The following is a 13,648-nucleotide window of genomic DNA, read 5'->3' as shown; positions in this document are numbered from 1 at the left end:
TCACCTTGGGCGCTCTCACCTTGGGCGCCCTCACCCTGATGCGCGCGGACCGGGCAGCGGCGCAGGAAGCCGCCCTGCCCTCGGCCGGTGCGCTGGCCGCCGACTACCGGCTGACCAATGCCGATGGCGACCGCGTATGCCTGATCGCGCTGTCCGACACGCCGCTCGGCCGCGCGCGCGCCACCCCGGAGCGCTTCGCGCTGACGCTGGATCGCGCCGCCTGCGCCAGCGCGATCCTGTTCAGCGTCGACATCGCCTCCTGGGCGCCCGGCCCCGGCCATGCCATCCGCCTGCACGGGCCGGACGGCGCGCTGGTGGCCGAGTTCACCGAAGGCGTCGGCGGCACCTGGGAGGCGCTGCGCGAGGGCGATGGCGTCTATTTCCTGGTCAATCCCCGCCTCGCCGATCCCGGCCTGCACGCCGGCGATCTTGTCGGCGCCTGGGACATCGCCGAGACGGCGGGCAAGCCGCTATGCCGGCTGGAACTCACCGATACGGATGCCGGCGGCGGCACGTTCCGCGCCCGACTAATGCCCGGCTGCCCGGCCCGCCTGGTCGCGCTGGCGCCGGACCGCTGGCGCCTCGACAGCGGCAGCCTGGTGCTGCTCACCGCCCGTGGCGAGGGCCTGCGCTTCGCCGCGCAGGAGGATGGCGGCTGGGAGAAGGTGCCGCCGGAAGAGGGAACGCCGCTCCTGCTAAGCCGGCCCTGAGCCGCGGCGGTCGATGCGAGACTTTTGAACTATCTCCTGCTACATGCCGTAAAGGCAAGGGGGAGCTTCAACCGATGACGACCGACACGTCCCCCCGTGGCTTCTCGCGCCGCGCGCTGCTGGCCGGCACCGCCGCGACGCTGGGGGCCCTCGCCGCACCGCCGCTGGCGGCCCCGGCACGGGCACAGGCGCGAACCGATCGCCCCATCGAGGTTCTGGTGCTCGGCGCCGGCATGTCCGGCCTCACCGCCGCGCTCGCGCTGCAGCGGCGCGGCCACAAGGTGACGGTGATCGAGCGGCAGGCACGCATCGGCGGCCGGCTGCTGTCGCTGCCGCTGGGCGACGGCATGTTCACCGAGGCGGGCGGCGGCCATTTCCGTTCCGACATGCCGCTGGTGCTGAACTATGTGCGCCATTTCAACCTGCCGCTGCTCAGCCTGAATGACGGGCTGCCGGTCTATATGGTGGACGGCAAGACCGCGAAATCCGCCGACATCACCAACTGGCCGTGGGACCTGACGTCGGAAGAACGCAACGTCACAGTCTCTGCCAATCTCAACCGCTATCTGTTCCGCGCCGGGCTCGACACCAACACCGTGCTCAGCCCCGACTGGCCGGACCAGGACCTGCTGGACCGGCTCGACGACATCACGCTGGAGGATTTGCTGCGCCCGGTGGGTGCCTCGCCCGCCTTCCTCAAGCTGCTCGCCGCCAATGCCGGGCTGTTCACCCCCTACGCGCAGACGCTCAGCATCATTCCCGATCTCGCCTACCATTTCGGCGATCAGAACGTGTTCCGCATCCAGGGCGGCAATAACCGCCTGCCGATGGCGATGGCCAACGCGCTCGGCCGTGGCAATATCGTGCTCGACGCGCAGGTGGTCCGCATCGACCAGACCGGCCCGCGCATTCGCGTCGGCACCAAGGACGGCAAGGAATTCACCGGCGACGCCATCGTCTCCACCATTCCCTTCAGCGTGATGGATGAGGTCGAGGTCACGCCCGCCTGGTCCGCCGGCAAGGCACGCATGTTCGCCGAGATGGAGTGGGACAAGACGATCAAGGTCATCGTCAAGACCCGGGAGCCGACCTGGCTCGCCCATAATGTGCGCGGCTGGCCGATGGCCGGCGGCGACCGGCCGTGGGAGCGCTTCATCGACATCACCGGCAATGAGCCCGGCGGCCATGGCAGCGGCTTCTTCTACCTCAATGGCGAGAATGCCGACCGCGTGCTCGCCGCCCCGCGCGAAGTGCGGGCGCAGCAGGTGGTGGACATCTTCCAGCAGGACCTGCCGGGGCTGCTCGGCGACGTCGTCAGCGTCAGCGATTTCGCCTGGAGCGAACAGCCCTGGATTCGCGGCTCCTTCGGCTCGACGCCGGTCGGCGGCGGCTGGATGGTGAAGGAATGGACCGCCCCGGAAGGGCGCATCCATTTCGCCGGCGATTTCACCACGCTGAAGACAGGCTGGGTCGAAGGCGCCATCGAATCCGGCCTGCGCGCCGCCCGGCAGATCGACCCGGAGGCCCGCCCGCTCTCCGGCGCGCGCTGATTTGAACCTCAGATCAGCCGCAGCCCGCGCAAGGAGGCATGGCCGTCCTTGCCGACGATGATGTGGTCATGCACCTCAATGCCGAGCGGCTTGGCCACGTCGATGATGGTCTTGGTCATCTGGATGTCGGCATTGGACGGCGTGGGATCGCCGCTCGGATGGTTGTGGACGAGGATGATGGCACTCGCCGCCACCTCCAGCGCCCGCTTCACCACTTCGCGCGGATAGACCGGCGTGTGATCCACCGTGCCGCGCTGCTGCACCTCGTCGAGAATGAGCTGGTTGCGCTTGTCGAGGAACAGGATGCGGAACTGCTCCTGCTCGACAAAGGCCATGCTGGCCCGGCAATGGGCGATCACCGCGCTCCAGGAGGACAGCACCGGGCGGGCGCGCACCTGGCCGCGCGTCACCCGTTCCACCGCCGCGCCGATCAGCTTCAGCTCGGTGACGATGGCCTCGCCGACCCCCTTCACCTCGCGCAGCCGCCCGGGCGGAGCGCCGACCACCTCGGCGAAGGACCCGAATCGGTCGATCAGCGCCTTGGCCAGCGGCTTCACATCCGCCCGCACGACAGCGCGGAACAGCACCAGCTCCAGCAGTTCATAATCGGGCAGCGCCTCGCCGCCGGCCTTGCGGAAGCGCTCGCGCAGCCGCTCGCGATGGCCGAGAAAGTGCGGCTCCGCCTCGGCGAAGCCGGCCGGCGCGGCGGCTGAATCAGGATCGGCCGGCAGGTCGTCACGGCCGCCGCTGCGCCCGGCTCGGTTACGCGCCATGCGGGCTCCCGCCTCGCTCAGTCGTTGCTGAAGATCGGCTTGTGATAGCCTTTGGGCGAGAGCGTGAAGATCTCGCACCCCGTCTCCGTCACCCCCACCGTGTGCTCGAACTGGGCGGAGAGCGAGCGGTCGCGCGTCACCGCCGTCCAGCCGTCGGAAAGCACCTTCACATGCGGGCGGCCGAGATTGATCATCGGCTCGATGGTGAAGATCATGCCGGGCATCAGCTCCGGCCCATCGCCGCGCCGGCCGACATGGACGATGTTCGGCTCGTCGTGGAAGATCTGGCCGACGCCATGGCCGCAGAAATCGCGCACCACGCTCATATGCAGCGGCTCGACGAAATCCTGGATCGCCGCGCCGATATCGCCGACATGCTTGCCCGGCTTCACCTCGGCGATGCCGCGCATCAGCGACTCATAGGTCACGTCGAGCAGCCGCTCGGCGCGGCGGGGGATCTCGCCCACCGGGTACATGCGGCTGGAATCGCCATACCAGCCGTCGACGATCAGCGTCACGTCGACATTGACGATGTCGCCCTCGCGCAGCGGCTTCTCGTTCGGGATGCCGTGGCAGACGACATGGTTGATCGAGGTGCAGGTGGACTTGCGGTAGCCGCGATACATCAGCGTCGCCGGCAGCGCGCCATGGTCCATGGCGAACTCGAACACCAGCCGGTCGATCGCCTCGGTGGAAACGCCGGGCGCCACCAGCTCATGCACGAGATCGAGCGCCTGCGCCGTCAGTTGCCCCGCCTTGCGCATGCCGGCAAAGCCTTCCGGGCCATGCAGCTTGATATGGCCGGTCTTGCGCAGCGGCGCGCCGGCCGCCTCTACATAGCTCATCGTCGAACGTCCAACAGCACAGGTTCAGGGCGAATACCCGCGCCGAATGTAAGCGATCCGCGCTCTGGCGCAAGGAAAGCGCGCGCGGAACGCCCGCGCACCGCCCTCACGCCGCCGGCGCGGCCAGCGGTTTGGCCATATGCACCAGCCGCCGGTCGGGGAGCTGCTCCACCCTCTCGATGGCGTAGCCCTTGCGGCGGTACCAGTTGATGTTGGCCGAGAGCGGCTCGCCGGTATAGAGCCGCACCGTGTCCCGCCCGAGCGCCCGCGCCCGCGCCTCGGCCGCCGCCAGCAGCAGGTTGCCATGGCCGAACCCCTGCGCGCGCGGGCAGGCGGCGAGGCTGTCGGCCAGAAGATCGTCGTTGCGCGGGTGAAGGATAGCGACGGCGACGACCCCCTCGCTGCCGTCCAGCACCCACACCTCCCGCTCGCGGAACACGCGGGCATAATCCCACAGCAGCGGCACCGGCTCGACGCCGAGCAGGATGCGGTTGCGGGCATAGGCGGCGCGCTGCAGCGCCTCCACGGCGGCAAGATCGGAAAGGTCGGCGCGGCGCAGCGTGCGGCCTTCCACGTCAAGCGCGCGCGCATTGAGCACGGAGAGCGACACCATCTGCCGGCCCGCCGCGTCGAAATTCTCCGGCGCCAGCCAGGCTTCCATCGCCACCGCGATCTGCGGCCATTCCTCCGAAAGAATGGAGAACCAGGCCGTGTCGCGGTTGCGGCCCTTGACGATCATATGGTGGCGGAACAGCCCCTCGAAGCGGAAGCCATAGCGCTCCGCCGCCCGGCGCGAGGGGGCGTTCAGCGCGTTGCACTTCCACTCATAGCGCCGGTATCCCAGCGTTTCGAACACATGCCGGGCCATGAGATACATGGCCTCGGTGCCGCCCGGCGTGCGCATCAGTGCCGGGGTGTAGAGGATATGGCCGACCTCGATCGTCCGGTTGACCGGGTCGATCCGCATATAGGTCGCATGGCCGACCGCGACCCCGCTCGCCTTGTCGACAATCGCGAACATCAGCGGATCGTCGCGCTCCGCCGCCGCGCCGTAATAGGCGGCGAAGGCGGCATAATCCTCATAGGGGCCCGTCGGCAGATAGGCGAAGAGCGCCTCGCGCTCCGGCCCGTGGCTGGCGGCGAACAGCGCCGGGCCATGCGCCGCGAGATCGAACGGCACCAGGTCGACGAACCGGCCGGTGAGGATGGTTCGCGCGGGCCGCAGCGCCGGCGCGGTGTCGACAGGAGCGCCCAGAGGCAGTGCCTGCGGCGCGGAAGACTGGTCGTGCGGCTCACCCATCAGCGTCTTACCCAACTCACACGCCGGCAGTCACGCCACCGGCCCCTCGCCGGTCCAGCCGGCGCAACCCCTTGAACCTCGCCCGCTCCCGTGTGACACGAATGCGAAAGACTGCAAGAGCTTTGATGCGCCGCGCCAACGGAAACGCTAGAGCACGCGCCGATCAGCTTGCATCGCAAGCTGATCGGATAACGCGTTCTCTATCTTAGAGTTAGAGGGCAATTTACCGATCAGATTGGTTCAATCTGATCGGATCGCACTCTAACGGAACCCGAACGAGGACATGATGACGCCAGCCCGCCTGCCCCTCCACCCTGTCGCGGCCTTCGACCGGATCGGCGAGGAGAACGCCTTCGCCGTGCTGGCGCGCGCCGCCGCGCTCGCGGCGCAGGGGCGCGACATCATCAATCTCGGCATCGGCCAGCCGGATTTCTCAACGCCCGGCCATATTGTCGAGGCCGCCATCAAGGCGCTGCACGAGGGCCAGCACGGCTACACCCCCTCCGTCGGCATCCAGCCGCTGCGCGAGGCGGTGGCAGGCGACATTCACCGCCGCTTCGGCCTCGACATCGATCCCGGGCGGGTAATGATCGTGCCCGGCGGCAAGGTGACGATGTTCTCGGCCATCCTCATGCTGGGCGAGCCGGGCGCGGAAATCCTCTATCCCGACCCCGGCTTTCCCATCTACCGCTCGATGATCGAGTTCACCGGCGCCACCCCGATCCCGGTGCCGGTGCGCGAGGAAAACGGCTTCGGCTTCTCCGCTACCGAAGCGCTGTCGCTCATCACCGAGCGCACCCGGCTCGTCATCCTCAACTCGCCGGCCAACCCGACCGGCGGCGTCACCCCCAAGGCTGAGATCGACGCCTTCGTCGCCGGGCTGGCGAACCATCCCCACGTCGCCATCCTGTCGGACGAGATTTACGACCAGTTCCTGTTCGACGGCGAAGCCCACACCACCCTGCTCGCCTACCCGGAAATCCGCGACCGGCTGATCCTGCTCAATGGCTGGTCGAAGACCTATGCGATGACCGGCTGGCGCCTCGGCTGGGCGCTGTGGCCGGAAGGGCTGTTCGATGCCGCCCGCAAGCTCGCGGTCAATGCGTGGTCCTGCGTCAACGCCCCGGCGCAGTTCGGCGCGCTGGCCGCGCTCACCGGCCCGCAGGACTGCGTGGCGGAGATGGTCGCCGAATTCGACCGCCGCCGGCATCTGGTGGTGGACGGGCTTAACGCTTTGCCGGGCGTGCGCTGCGCCGTGTCGAAGGGGGCGTTCTACGCCTTCCCCAACATCTCGGGCACCGGCTGGCGCTCGGCGAAGGCGCTCGCCACCGCCTTGCTGGACGAGGCCGGAGTCGCCACCATAGGCGGGCCGGATTTCGGCGTGTTCGGCGAGGGCTATATACGCCTGTCCTACGCCAATTCCGCCGCCAACATCTCCCGCGCGCTGGAGCGCATGGACGCCTTCCTGCGGAAGCCGTCCGCCGGCTGAACGCCACCGAGCCGAACGGAGGCCGAGAATGATGACACCGCGCCAGCTCGGCCCACTCGCCGCCGCGGCCCTGCTGCTCGCGGCCGCCACCCCCGCCGCGTGGGCGACCGACGCGGCGGCGTGCCGGCGCGACCATGCCGAGCCGCGCGCCACTCTCGATTGCCTCACCGCGCTGCAGGTCGCGAGCGAGCGGGAACTCCAGCGCAGCGTCGAGGGGGTCACGGCGGTGATCGAGGCGCGCGCCGATCTGCAGCCCGCGCAACGGCGGCGCTGGAGCGCCCTGTTCGAGGAATCGCAGGGGCGTTTCGTCCATTGGCGGAACTTCGAGTGCCAGAGCATCGCCCCGTTCGAGGGCGAGGGTCCCCGGCAGAGCATTGGCGGGCGGCTCGGCGGGTCGGGCGTCATGGAACAGCGGCTGATCTGCCTGATCGGTCACAATGAGCAGCGTGCCCGCGATCTCGAATCCCGCTATGCTCCCGACGGCGGCTGGCCGCCGGCACCTCTCGCAGCAGAGCCGGCAGAAGGCAGCGCAACCGCCCCTGCGCAGCCGGCGCCCTACACCACCGCGCCACGCATCATCATGATCGCGCCGTGAACGCGGCGCCGCACGCCGCACCGGGATAAACCGGCGAGGCGTCTTGTGCCGGCGCAAAGGTGCGGGGATCATGGGTCGAGACACCCCCCGCTCGTGAAGGATCAGCGAAAATGGATCTCGGACTCAAGGGACTGCGCGCCGTCGTCAGCGGCGGCACCAAGGGCATCGGCCTCGCCATCGCCGAAACGCTGGCGGCCGAGGGCTGCGACGTCGCCGTGTGCAGCCGCCATGACGGAGAAGCGCAGGCCACCGCCGCCCGGCTGGCGGAGGCGGGCGTGAAGACGCTCGGCGTCGGGGCCGATGTGTCCGACGGCGCCGCCCTTGCCGGTTTCGTGGAGAAAGCGGCCAGCGCGTTTGGCGGCCTCGATATCGTCGTCGCCAATGTCAGCGCGCTGGCGGTCGGCCATGAGGAGGAGCACTGGAAGAAGGGCTTCGACACCGACCTCATGGGCACGGTGCGCCTCGTCAATGCCGCGATGCCCTATCTCGAACAGAGCGCCGCCGGCTCCATCGTCACCATCTCCTCGGTGTCGGGCCGCGAGATCGACTTCGCCTGCGGGCCCTATGGCGTGTTCAAGGCGGCGCTGATCCACTACACGCAGGGCCTCGCCTACCAGCTGGCGCCGAAGAAGATCCGCGCCAACACCGTCTCGCCCGGCAACACCTATTTCGACGGCGGCATCTGGAACCAGATCAAGGACGGCAACCCGGCTTTGTACGCCGAGGCGCTGGCGCTCAACCCCACGGGCCGCATGGCGACGGCGCAGGAAGTCGCCAACGCCGCCGTCTTCCTGGCGAGCCCGGCGGCCAGCTTCATCTACGGCACCAATCTGGTGGTCGACGGCGCCCTGACCCGCGGCGTCCAGTTCTGAGCCCACCCTTTCCGTCCCGCCCCGCGCGGGACGGAAAACCGCCCCGACCTTGCCTCGCTGGTGGAATAAAGCGAGTCTCCCGCGCGAATCGACGCGCGACAGGGAGGGACGCATGGCCCGGGTAATTTCGATCGGCGAAGTCATGGTCGAGCTGGCGCGCGGCGCCGATGGGCGCTTCAGCCAGTCGGTCGGCGGCGACACCTTCAACACCGCCGTCTATCTCGCCCGCGCCGGCGTGGAAACCGCCTACGCCACCGCGCTCGGCGACGACCTCTATTCCGACGCCATCCGCGCCTCCGCCCAGGGCGAGGGCCTCGACACAAGGCTGATGGCACGGGTGCCGGGCCGCACGGCCGGCCTCTATCTCATCGACACCGACCCGCAGGGCGAGCGCAGCTTCACCTATTGGCGTGACACCGCCCCGGCGCGCGAGCTGTTCGAGATGCCCGGCTGGGAAGTGGTGTGCGAGGCGCTGATCGAGGCCAACCTCATCTATCTCTCCGGCATCACCCTCTCGCTCTATTCCAATGCCGGGCTCGGGCGCCTGCTGGCGACGCTGGAATTCGCCCGCGAACGCGGCACCCGCATCGTCTTCGACGGCAATTTCCGCCCGCGCAACTGGCGCGGCGACGTGGCGCGGGCCCGCGCCGTCTATGCCGAGGCGCTCAAGCGCACCTCCATCGCCCTGCCGACCTTCGAGGATGAGGCAAGGCTCTGGGGCGATGGCTCCCCCACCGCCACCGCCGAGCGCCTCGCCACCTTCGGCGTGCAGGAAATCGTGGTGAAGAACGGCGCCGAGGGCGCGCTGGTGGTCAGCGGCGGCACCGCGCAGCTTGTCCCCATCCCCCAGCCGGTCGAACCTGTGGACACCACCGCCGCCGGCGACAGCTTCAATGCCGCCTATCTCGCCGCCCGTCTTGCCGGCGAGCTGCCGGCGGTAGCGGCCGAGGCCGGCCATGGTCTCGCCGGTCGCGTCATCCGCCATCGCGGCGCGCTGCTGCCCCGCCACGCCAACGCCTGAGGCCCTACGCCGACAGCGCCTGCAAACGCTTCTGCGAATGACTTGCAAGTCATTGCCGCTGCTTGCTTTTTATTGAGCGAGCGACTAAGCGCACGGCATCGGGCGCGCGGCGCCATAATGGGTATGCGCCGATGGCTCTCTCCTCACGGATCGCGTTGATCAATGTCGGCATCAGCCTGGTGGTGCTCGGGCTGAAATACGCCGCCTTCCTGCTCACCGGCAGCGTGGCGCTGTATTCGGACGCGCTGGAGAGCATCGTCAACGTCGCCACCGCCATCGCCGCCGTGGTGGCGCTGCGCGTCAGCGCCAAGCCGGCCGACGCCGCCCACCCCTATGGCTATGCCAAGGCGGAGTATTTTTCCGCCGTCATCGTCGGCGTGCTGATCGTCGTCGCCGCCATCACCATCTTCCGCGAGGTCTATCTCGGCTGGCTCGAACCGCACAGCTTCGATGCCTCGCCGCAGGGCCTGGCGATCAACGCCGCCGCCACCGTCATCAACGGCATCTGGTGCGCGGTGCTGATCCGCGAAGGCCGGCGCGCCCGCTCGCCCGCGCTGGCCGCCGATGGGCGTCACCTGCTGACCGATGTCGTCTCCTCGGCCGGCGTGCTGCTCGGCGTCGCGCTGGCGGCGCTCTCGGGCTGGGAAAAGCTCGACCTCGTGCTGGCCGGGCTGGTCGCGCTGAACATCCTGTGGTCGGGCTGGTCGGTGCTGAAGGAGAGCGTCGGCGGGCTGATGGACCAGGCGGTGCCGGCGGAAACGCTGGAGCGCATCCGCCGGCGCATCGCCGCCGAGGCCACCGGCGCCATCGAGGCGCATGATTTGCGCACGCGGCAGGCGGGGCGGATGATCTTCGTCGATTTCCACCTCGTCGTGCCCGGCGACATGCCGGTCAGCGAGGCGCACGCCATCTGCGACCGCATCGAGGACGCGCTGGAGGCCGAGGTCGCCGACGTGCTCGTCAACATCCATGTCGAGCCGGAAGTGAAGGCCAAGCAGCAGGGCGTGCCGGTGCTGTGAGGCCCAGGCCTCCGAGGTCCCGACGCCGCGACGCTACCTACCGGCGCGCAGCGCTGCCAGCAGGTCCGGCGTCGGGTAGGAATCGGCGGGCAGGCCGAGCCGCATCTGCTCGGTCTTCACCGCCTGCCGCGTCGCCGCGCCGACAATGCCGTCGATCCGCCCGACATGGTGGCCACGCGCGTTGAGCAGCGTCTGCAACTCCTTCGCCTGCGCCATGGAGAGCACGGGAATCTTGTCCCCCTGCCCCCGGTTGAACGGCCCCGCCCCGGCGACGCGGGAGGCGAGATAGGCGGCTGACGTGGCGTAGGTCAGCGAGTTGTTCCACTCGGTGAACACGTCGAAATTCGGGTAGACGAGGAAGGCCGGCCCCGTCCGCCCCATCGGCAGCAGCAGCGAGGCGGGAAGCTGGTCGGCGGGCAGCTGGCCGCCGCCGGCGCGCACCACCCCCATGCGCGCCCATTGGGAGCGGGGAATCTTGATCGACAGGTCCGCCTGGTCCCAGGGCAGGTTGGGCGGCACGCTCACCTCTTCCAGCCAGGGCTGGCCGGCCTTCCAGCCCAGCGCCTTGATGTAGTTCGCCGCCGAGGCCAGCGCGTCGGGCGCCGAGCGGATGAGATCGACCCGCCCGTCGCCGTCGAAATCCACTCCATAATTGAGATAATGGTCGGGCAGGAACTGGAACTGGCCGAGCTCGCCCGCCCACGGGCCGCGCATGGTCTGCACGGTCAGGTCGCCCCGGTCGATGATCTTCAGCGCCGCCATCAGCTGGGTGCGGAACATCTCCGCCCGCCGGCAGTCCCAGGCGAGCGAGGCGACCGAGCGAATCGTCTGCTTGTCGCCCATGAAGGCGCCGAAATCGGTCTCCAGCCCCCAGAAGGCGACCAGCACCGCGCCGGGCACGCCGAATTGCTGCTCGATCCGGCTGAACAGTTCCGGGTTCTTCTGGATCTTCTGGCGACCCTGCTGGATGCGGTAATTGGCGACCATGCGGTCGGAGAACTGGAAGAAGCTCTGGCCGAACACCTTCTGCCCGCGATCGGTGCCGACAATGTCGGGCGCATAGGTCACGCCGTTCAGCGCGGCCGCCACCGTGCGCGGCGACACCCCTTCCGCCACCGCCTGCTGCTTGAAGCCGGCGAGCCAGGCGTCGAAGCCGGCGCCGGTCCGCCCGCAATTCTCCTGGGCGAAGGCCGCAGCAGGCGCGAGCAAACTGAGAGCAAGCGCGCCGGCGATCACCGCGCGGCGGGTCGCTGTGCGGGGCGGAAACGTCGTGCTGGCCATGGGTCCCCCGATATCTCAGGCATCGTTTCGTTGCGATCAGCAATCTACAGGAATTACGGCGTTCGCAGGGTGACGGTCCGGCGGGATTTGACCCGTGGCCGACTTTCGTCGAAGATCATGCCGTTCCAAGGGGAGCCCCGCTAGGGGGCTGAGAGAGCGCCGGCTGTGCCGCAAGGCAGGGCAACGCGATGACCCTTCGAACCTGATCCGGGTCATGCCGGCGAAGGGATCGGAACCGAATGGCGTCGCGCCTCGCGGGCATGCCCGCATCATGCACAACGCCATCCTTCCCCAGCGTCACAACGCCCGGATCTCCCCAACCTCTGGTTCTGGAGATCCACCATGCCGACCAAAACCCCCCACAGCCTCAGCGTCGCCACCGGGCCGATTCCCGGCTCGCGCCGGATCTATGCCGAATGCCCGGCGCGCGGCTTTCGCGTGCCGTTCCGCGAAATCCTGCTGCATCCCTCCGCCAACGAGCCCAACCTCGCGGTCTATGACGCCTCCGGCCCCTATACCGACGCGGACGCCACCATCGACATCACGGCGGGCCTCGCGCGCCCGCGTGACGCCTGGGTGCGCGCGCGCGGAGATGTAGAGGCCTATGACGGGCGCGCGGTGAAGCCGGAGGACAATGGCCATGTCCCCGCCGACAAGCTCGTCGCCCCCTTCCCGCTGCGCCACCGCCCGCTGCGGGCAAAGTCCGGCGCGGTGACGCAGATGGCCTATGCCCGCGCCGGCATCGTCACGGCGGAGATGGAATATGTCGCCCTGCGCGAGAACGGCCTGCGCGAGCGGATGCGCGAGATTCTGCGCGACGGCGAGGATTTCGGCGCCGCCATCCCCGATGTGGTGACGCCGGAATTCGTGCGCGACGAGGTGGCGCGCGGGCGGGCTGTCATCCCCGCCAACATCAATCATGGCGAATTGGAGCCGATGGCGATCGGCCGCAATTTCCTGGTGAAGATCAACGCTAATATCGGCAATTCCGCCGTCACCTCCTCGGTGGCGGACGAGGTGGACAAGATGGTGTGGGCGATCCGCTGGGGCGCCGACACGGTGATGGACCTCTCCACCGGGCGCAACATCCACAATATCCGCGACTGGATCGTGCGCAATTCGCCCGTCCCCATCGGCACCGTCCCGATCTACCAGGCGCTGGAGAAGGTCGGCGGCATCGCCGAGGACCTCACCTGGGAGGTGTTTCGCGACACGCTGATCGAGCAGGCAGAGCAGGGCGTCGACTATTTCACCATCCATGCCGGGGTGCGCCTTCCCCATGTGCCGCTCACCGCGAATCGGGTGACGGGCATCGTCTCGCGCGGCGGCTCGATCATGGCGAAGTGGTGCCTCGCCCATCACCGCGAGAGCTTCCTCTATGAGCGATTCGCCGAGATCTGCGAGATCATGCGCGCCTATGACGTCACCTTCTCGCTGGGCGACGGGCTGCGCCCCGGCTCCATCGCCGACGCCAATGACGCGGCCCAGTTCGCCGAGCTGGAGACGCTGGGCGAACTGGCCCAGATCGCCTGGCAGCACGACTGCCAGGTCATCATCGAGGGCCCCGGCCATGTGCCGATGCACAAGATCAAGGCCAACATGGACAAGCAGCTCGCCACCTGCGGCGAGGCGCCGTTCTACACGCTCGGGCCGCTGACCACCGACATCGCCCCCGGCTATGACCACATCACCAGCGCCATCGGCGCGGCGATGATCGGCTGGTTCGGCACCGCCATGCTCTGCTACGTCACGCCGAAGGAGCATCTGGGCCTGCCCAACCGCGACGACGTGAAAACCGGCGTCATCACCTACAAGATCGCGGCCCACGCCGCCGATCTCGCCAAGGGCCACCCGCTGGCGCGGGCCTGGGACGATGCGCTGTCGCGGGCGCGGTTCGAGTTCCGCTGGCAGGACCAGTTCAGCCTCGCGCTCGATCCCGACACCGCCATGGCCTTCCATGACGAGACGCTGCCGAAGGAGGCGCACAAGCTGGCGCATTTCTGCTCCATGTGCGGGCCGAAATTCTGCTCGATGAAGATCAGTCACGAGATCCGAGACACCGCCCGGCAGGCCGAAGCGCAGGCGGAGGCGGAACAGGGCATGGAGGACATGGCCGAGCGCTTCCGTGCCGGCGGCGGGCAGATCTATCGCGACGCAACGGCGGCGGAGTAGGTTGCTCCCGCGCGGCCGGGC

At 68.8% G+C, this 13,648-nt stretch carries 12 protein-coding genes, 1 pseudogene and 1 riboswitch; of the genes and pseudogenes, 8 read left to right on the top strand and 5 right to left on the bottom strand.

The features are described from left to right. The first annotated feature begins 5 nt into the window (after positions 1-5). Both BLO63_RS14385 and BLO63_RS14380 read left to right on the top strand, forming a co-directional pair. Positions 6-710: a protease inhibitor Inh/omp19 family protein gene (locus BLO63_RS14385; RefSeq protein ID WP_244517880.1), complete on the top strand. Its 705-nt coding sequence runs from the start codon at positions 6-8 to the stop codon at positions 708-710. Between the two features lie 74 nt (positions 711-784). Further along, positions 785-2,260 carry a flavin monoamine oxidase family protein gene (locus tag BLO63_RS14380; RefSeq protein ID WP_091441758.1) on the top strand — a complete coding sequence of 492 codons (1,476 nt, stop codon included), beginning with the start codon at positions 785-787 and terminating at the stop codon, positions 2,258-2,260. Between the two features lie 8 nt (positions 2,261-2,268). Here BLO63_RS14380 and radC read toward each other — a convergent pair whose 3' ends face one another. The 4 genes and pseudogenes from radC to BLO63_RS21490 form a co-directional block, all read right to left on the bottom strand. Next, positions 2,269-2,991: a RadC family protein gene (radC, locus tag BLO63_RS14375; protein WP_425284339.1), complete on the bottom strand. Its 723-nt coding sequence runs from the start codon at positions 2,989-2,991 to the stop codon at positions 2,269-2,271. Positions 2,992-3,050: 59 nt separating this feature from the next. After that, the gene (gene map, locus BLO63_RS14370) at positions 3,051-3,878 is read right to left on the bottom strand and encodes a type I methionyl aminopeptidase (RefSeq protein ID WP_091441756.1); all 828 of its coding nucleotides are present in this window, start codon (positions 3,876-3,878) and stop codon (positions 3,051-3,053) included. 106 nt (positions 3,879-3,984) lie between these two features. Further along, complete coding sequence (locus BLO63_RS21495) at positions 3,985-4,491, bottom strand: GNAT family N-acetyltransferase (RefSeq protein ID WP_342028880.1); 507 nt, start codon at positions 4,489-4,491, stop codon at positions 3,985-3,987. Continuing rightward, positions 4,480-5,178: pseudogene (locus tag BLO63_RS21490) on the bottom strand (GNAT family N-acetyltransferase); the annotation flags it as partial. The pseudogene BLO63_RS21490 and the gene BLO63_RS21495, both read right to left, overlap by 12 nt. Before the next feature lie 283 nt (positions 5,179-5,461). Here BLO63_RS21490 and BLO63_RS14360 point away from each other — a divergent pair. The 5 genes from BLO63_RS14360 (at position 5,462) to BLO63_RS14340 (ending at position 10,174) form a co-directional block, all read left to right on the top strand. After that, the gene (locus BLO63_RS14360; RefSeq protein ID WP_091441754.1) at positions 5,462-6,667 is read left to right on the top strand and encodes a pyridoxal phosphate-dependent aminotransferase; all 1,206 of its coding nucleotides are present in this window, start codon (positions 5,462-5,464) and stop codon (positions 6,665-6,667) included. A gap of 28 nt (positions 6,668-6,695) precedes the next feature. Beyond that, positions 6,696-7,262, top strand: coding sequence for a lysozyme inhibitor LprI family protein (locus tag BLO63_RS14355; RefSeq protein ID WP_091441753.1), 567 nt, complete (start codon positions 6,696-6,698; stop codon positions 7,260-7,262). Positions 7,263-7,372: 110 nt separating this feature from the next. Next, on the top strand, positions 7,373-8,134 hold the full coding sequence (locus tag BLO63_RS14350; protein ID WP_091441752.1) for an SDR family NAD(P)-dependent oxidoreductase: 762 nt from the start codon (positions 7,373-7,375) through the stop codon (positions 8,132-8,134). Between the two features lie 112 nt (positions 8,135-8,246). After that, positions 8,247-9,155: a sugar kinase gene (locus tag BLO63_RS14345; RefSeq protein ID WP_091441751.1), complete on the top strand. Its 909-nt coding sequence runs from the start codon at positions 8,247-8,249 to the stop codon at positions 9,153-9,155. 131 nt (positions 9,156-9,286) lie between these two features. Beyond that, positions 9,287-10,174: a cation diffusion facilitator family transporter gene (locus BLO63_RS14340; RefSeq protein WP_091441750.1), complete on the top strand. Its 888-nt coding sequence runs from the start codon at positions 9,287-9,289 to the stop codon at positions 10,172-10,174. A 33-nt stretch (positions 10,175-10,207) separates the two neighbouring features. Here the strand turns inward: BLO63_RS14340 and BLO63_RS14335 are convergent, their stop codons facing one another. Next, positions 10,208-11,455, bottom strand: a complete 1,248-nt coding sequence (locus BLO63_RS14335) for a lytic murein transglycosylase (RefSeq protein WP_091441748.1) — start codon at positions 11,453-11,455, stop codon at positions 10,208-10,210. A 118-nt stretch (positions 11,456-11,573) separates the two neighbouring features. After that, positions 11,574-11,701, top strand: a riboswitch (TPP riboswitch). A 96-nt stretch (positions 11,702-11,797) separates the two neighbouring features. Between BLO63_RS14335 and thiC the strand changes: the two genes are divergently transcribed. Continuing rightward, a complete protein-coding gene (gene thiC, locus BLO63_RS14330) occupies positions 11,798-13,627 on the top strand; it encodes a phosphomethylpyrimidine synthase ThiC (RefSeq protein WP_091441746.1) in 1,830 nt (609 codons plus the stop codon). Positions 13,628-13,648 lie beyond the last annotated feature (21 nt).

Source organism: Ancylobacter rudongensis, from assembly GCF_900100155.1.
Classification (GTDB): Bacteria; Pseudomonadota; Alphaproteobacteria; order Rhizobiales; family Xanthobacteraceae; genus Ancylobacter; species Ancylobacter rudongensis.
Note: the sequence above shows the minus strand (reverse complement) of the source record. Positions and strands in the feature narration are given on the sequence as shown.

Coding starts and splice junctions, on each gene's coding strand:
- BLO63_RS14350 (WP_091441752.1), top strand. CDS start 7,373: ATGGATCTCGGACTCAAGGGACTGCGCGCCGTCGTCAGCGGCGGCACC.
- thiC (WP_091441746.1), top strand. CDS start 11,798: ATGCCGACCAAAACCCCCCACAGCCTCAGCGTCGCCACCGGGCCGATT.
- BLO63_RS14355 (WP_091441753.1), top strand. CDS start 6,696: ATGATGACACCGCGCCAGCTCGGCCCACTCGCCGCCGCGGCCCTGCTG.
- BLO63_RS14335 (WP_091441748.1), bottom strand. CDS start 11,455: ATGGCCAGCACGACGTTTCCGCCCCGCACAGCGACCCGCCGCGCGGTG.
- BLO63_RS14340 (WP_091441750.1), top strand. CDS start 9,287: ATGGCTCTCTCCTCACGGATCGCGTTGATCAATGTCGGCATCAGCCTG.
- BLO63_RS14345 (WP_091441751.1), top strand. CDS start 8,247: ATGGCCCGGGTAATTTCGATCGGCGAAGTCATGGTCGAGCTGGCGCGC.
- BLO63_RS14380 (WP_091441758.1), top strand. CDS start 785: ATGACGACCGACACGTCCCCCCGTGGCTTCTCGCGCCGCGCGCTGCTG.
- BLO63_RS21495 (WP_342028880.1), bottom strand. CDS start 4,491: ATGGTGTCGCTCTCCGTGCTCAATGCGCGCGCGCTTGACGTGGAAGGC.
- BLO63_RS14360 (WP_091441754.1), top strand. CDS start 5,462: ATGATGACGCCAGCCCGCCTGCCCCTCCACCCTGTCGCGGCCTTCGAC.
- map (WP_091441756.1), bottom strand. CDS start 3,878: ATGAGCTATGTAGAGGCGGCCGGCGCGCCGCTGCGCAAGACCGGCCAT.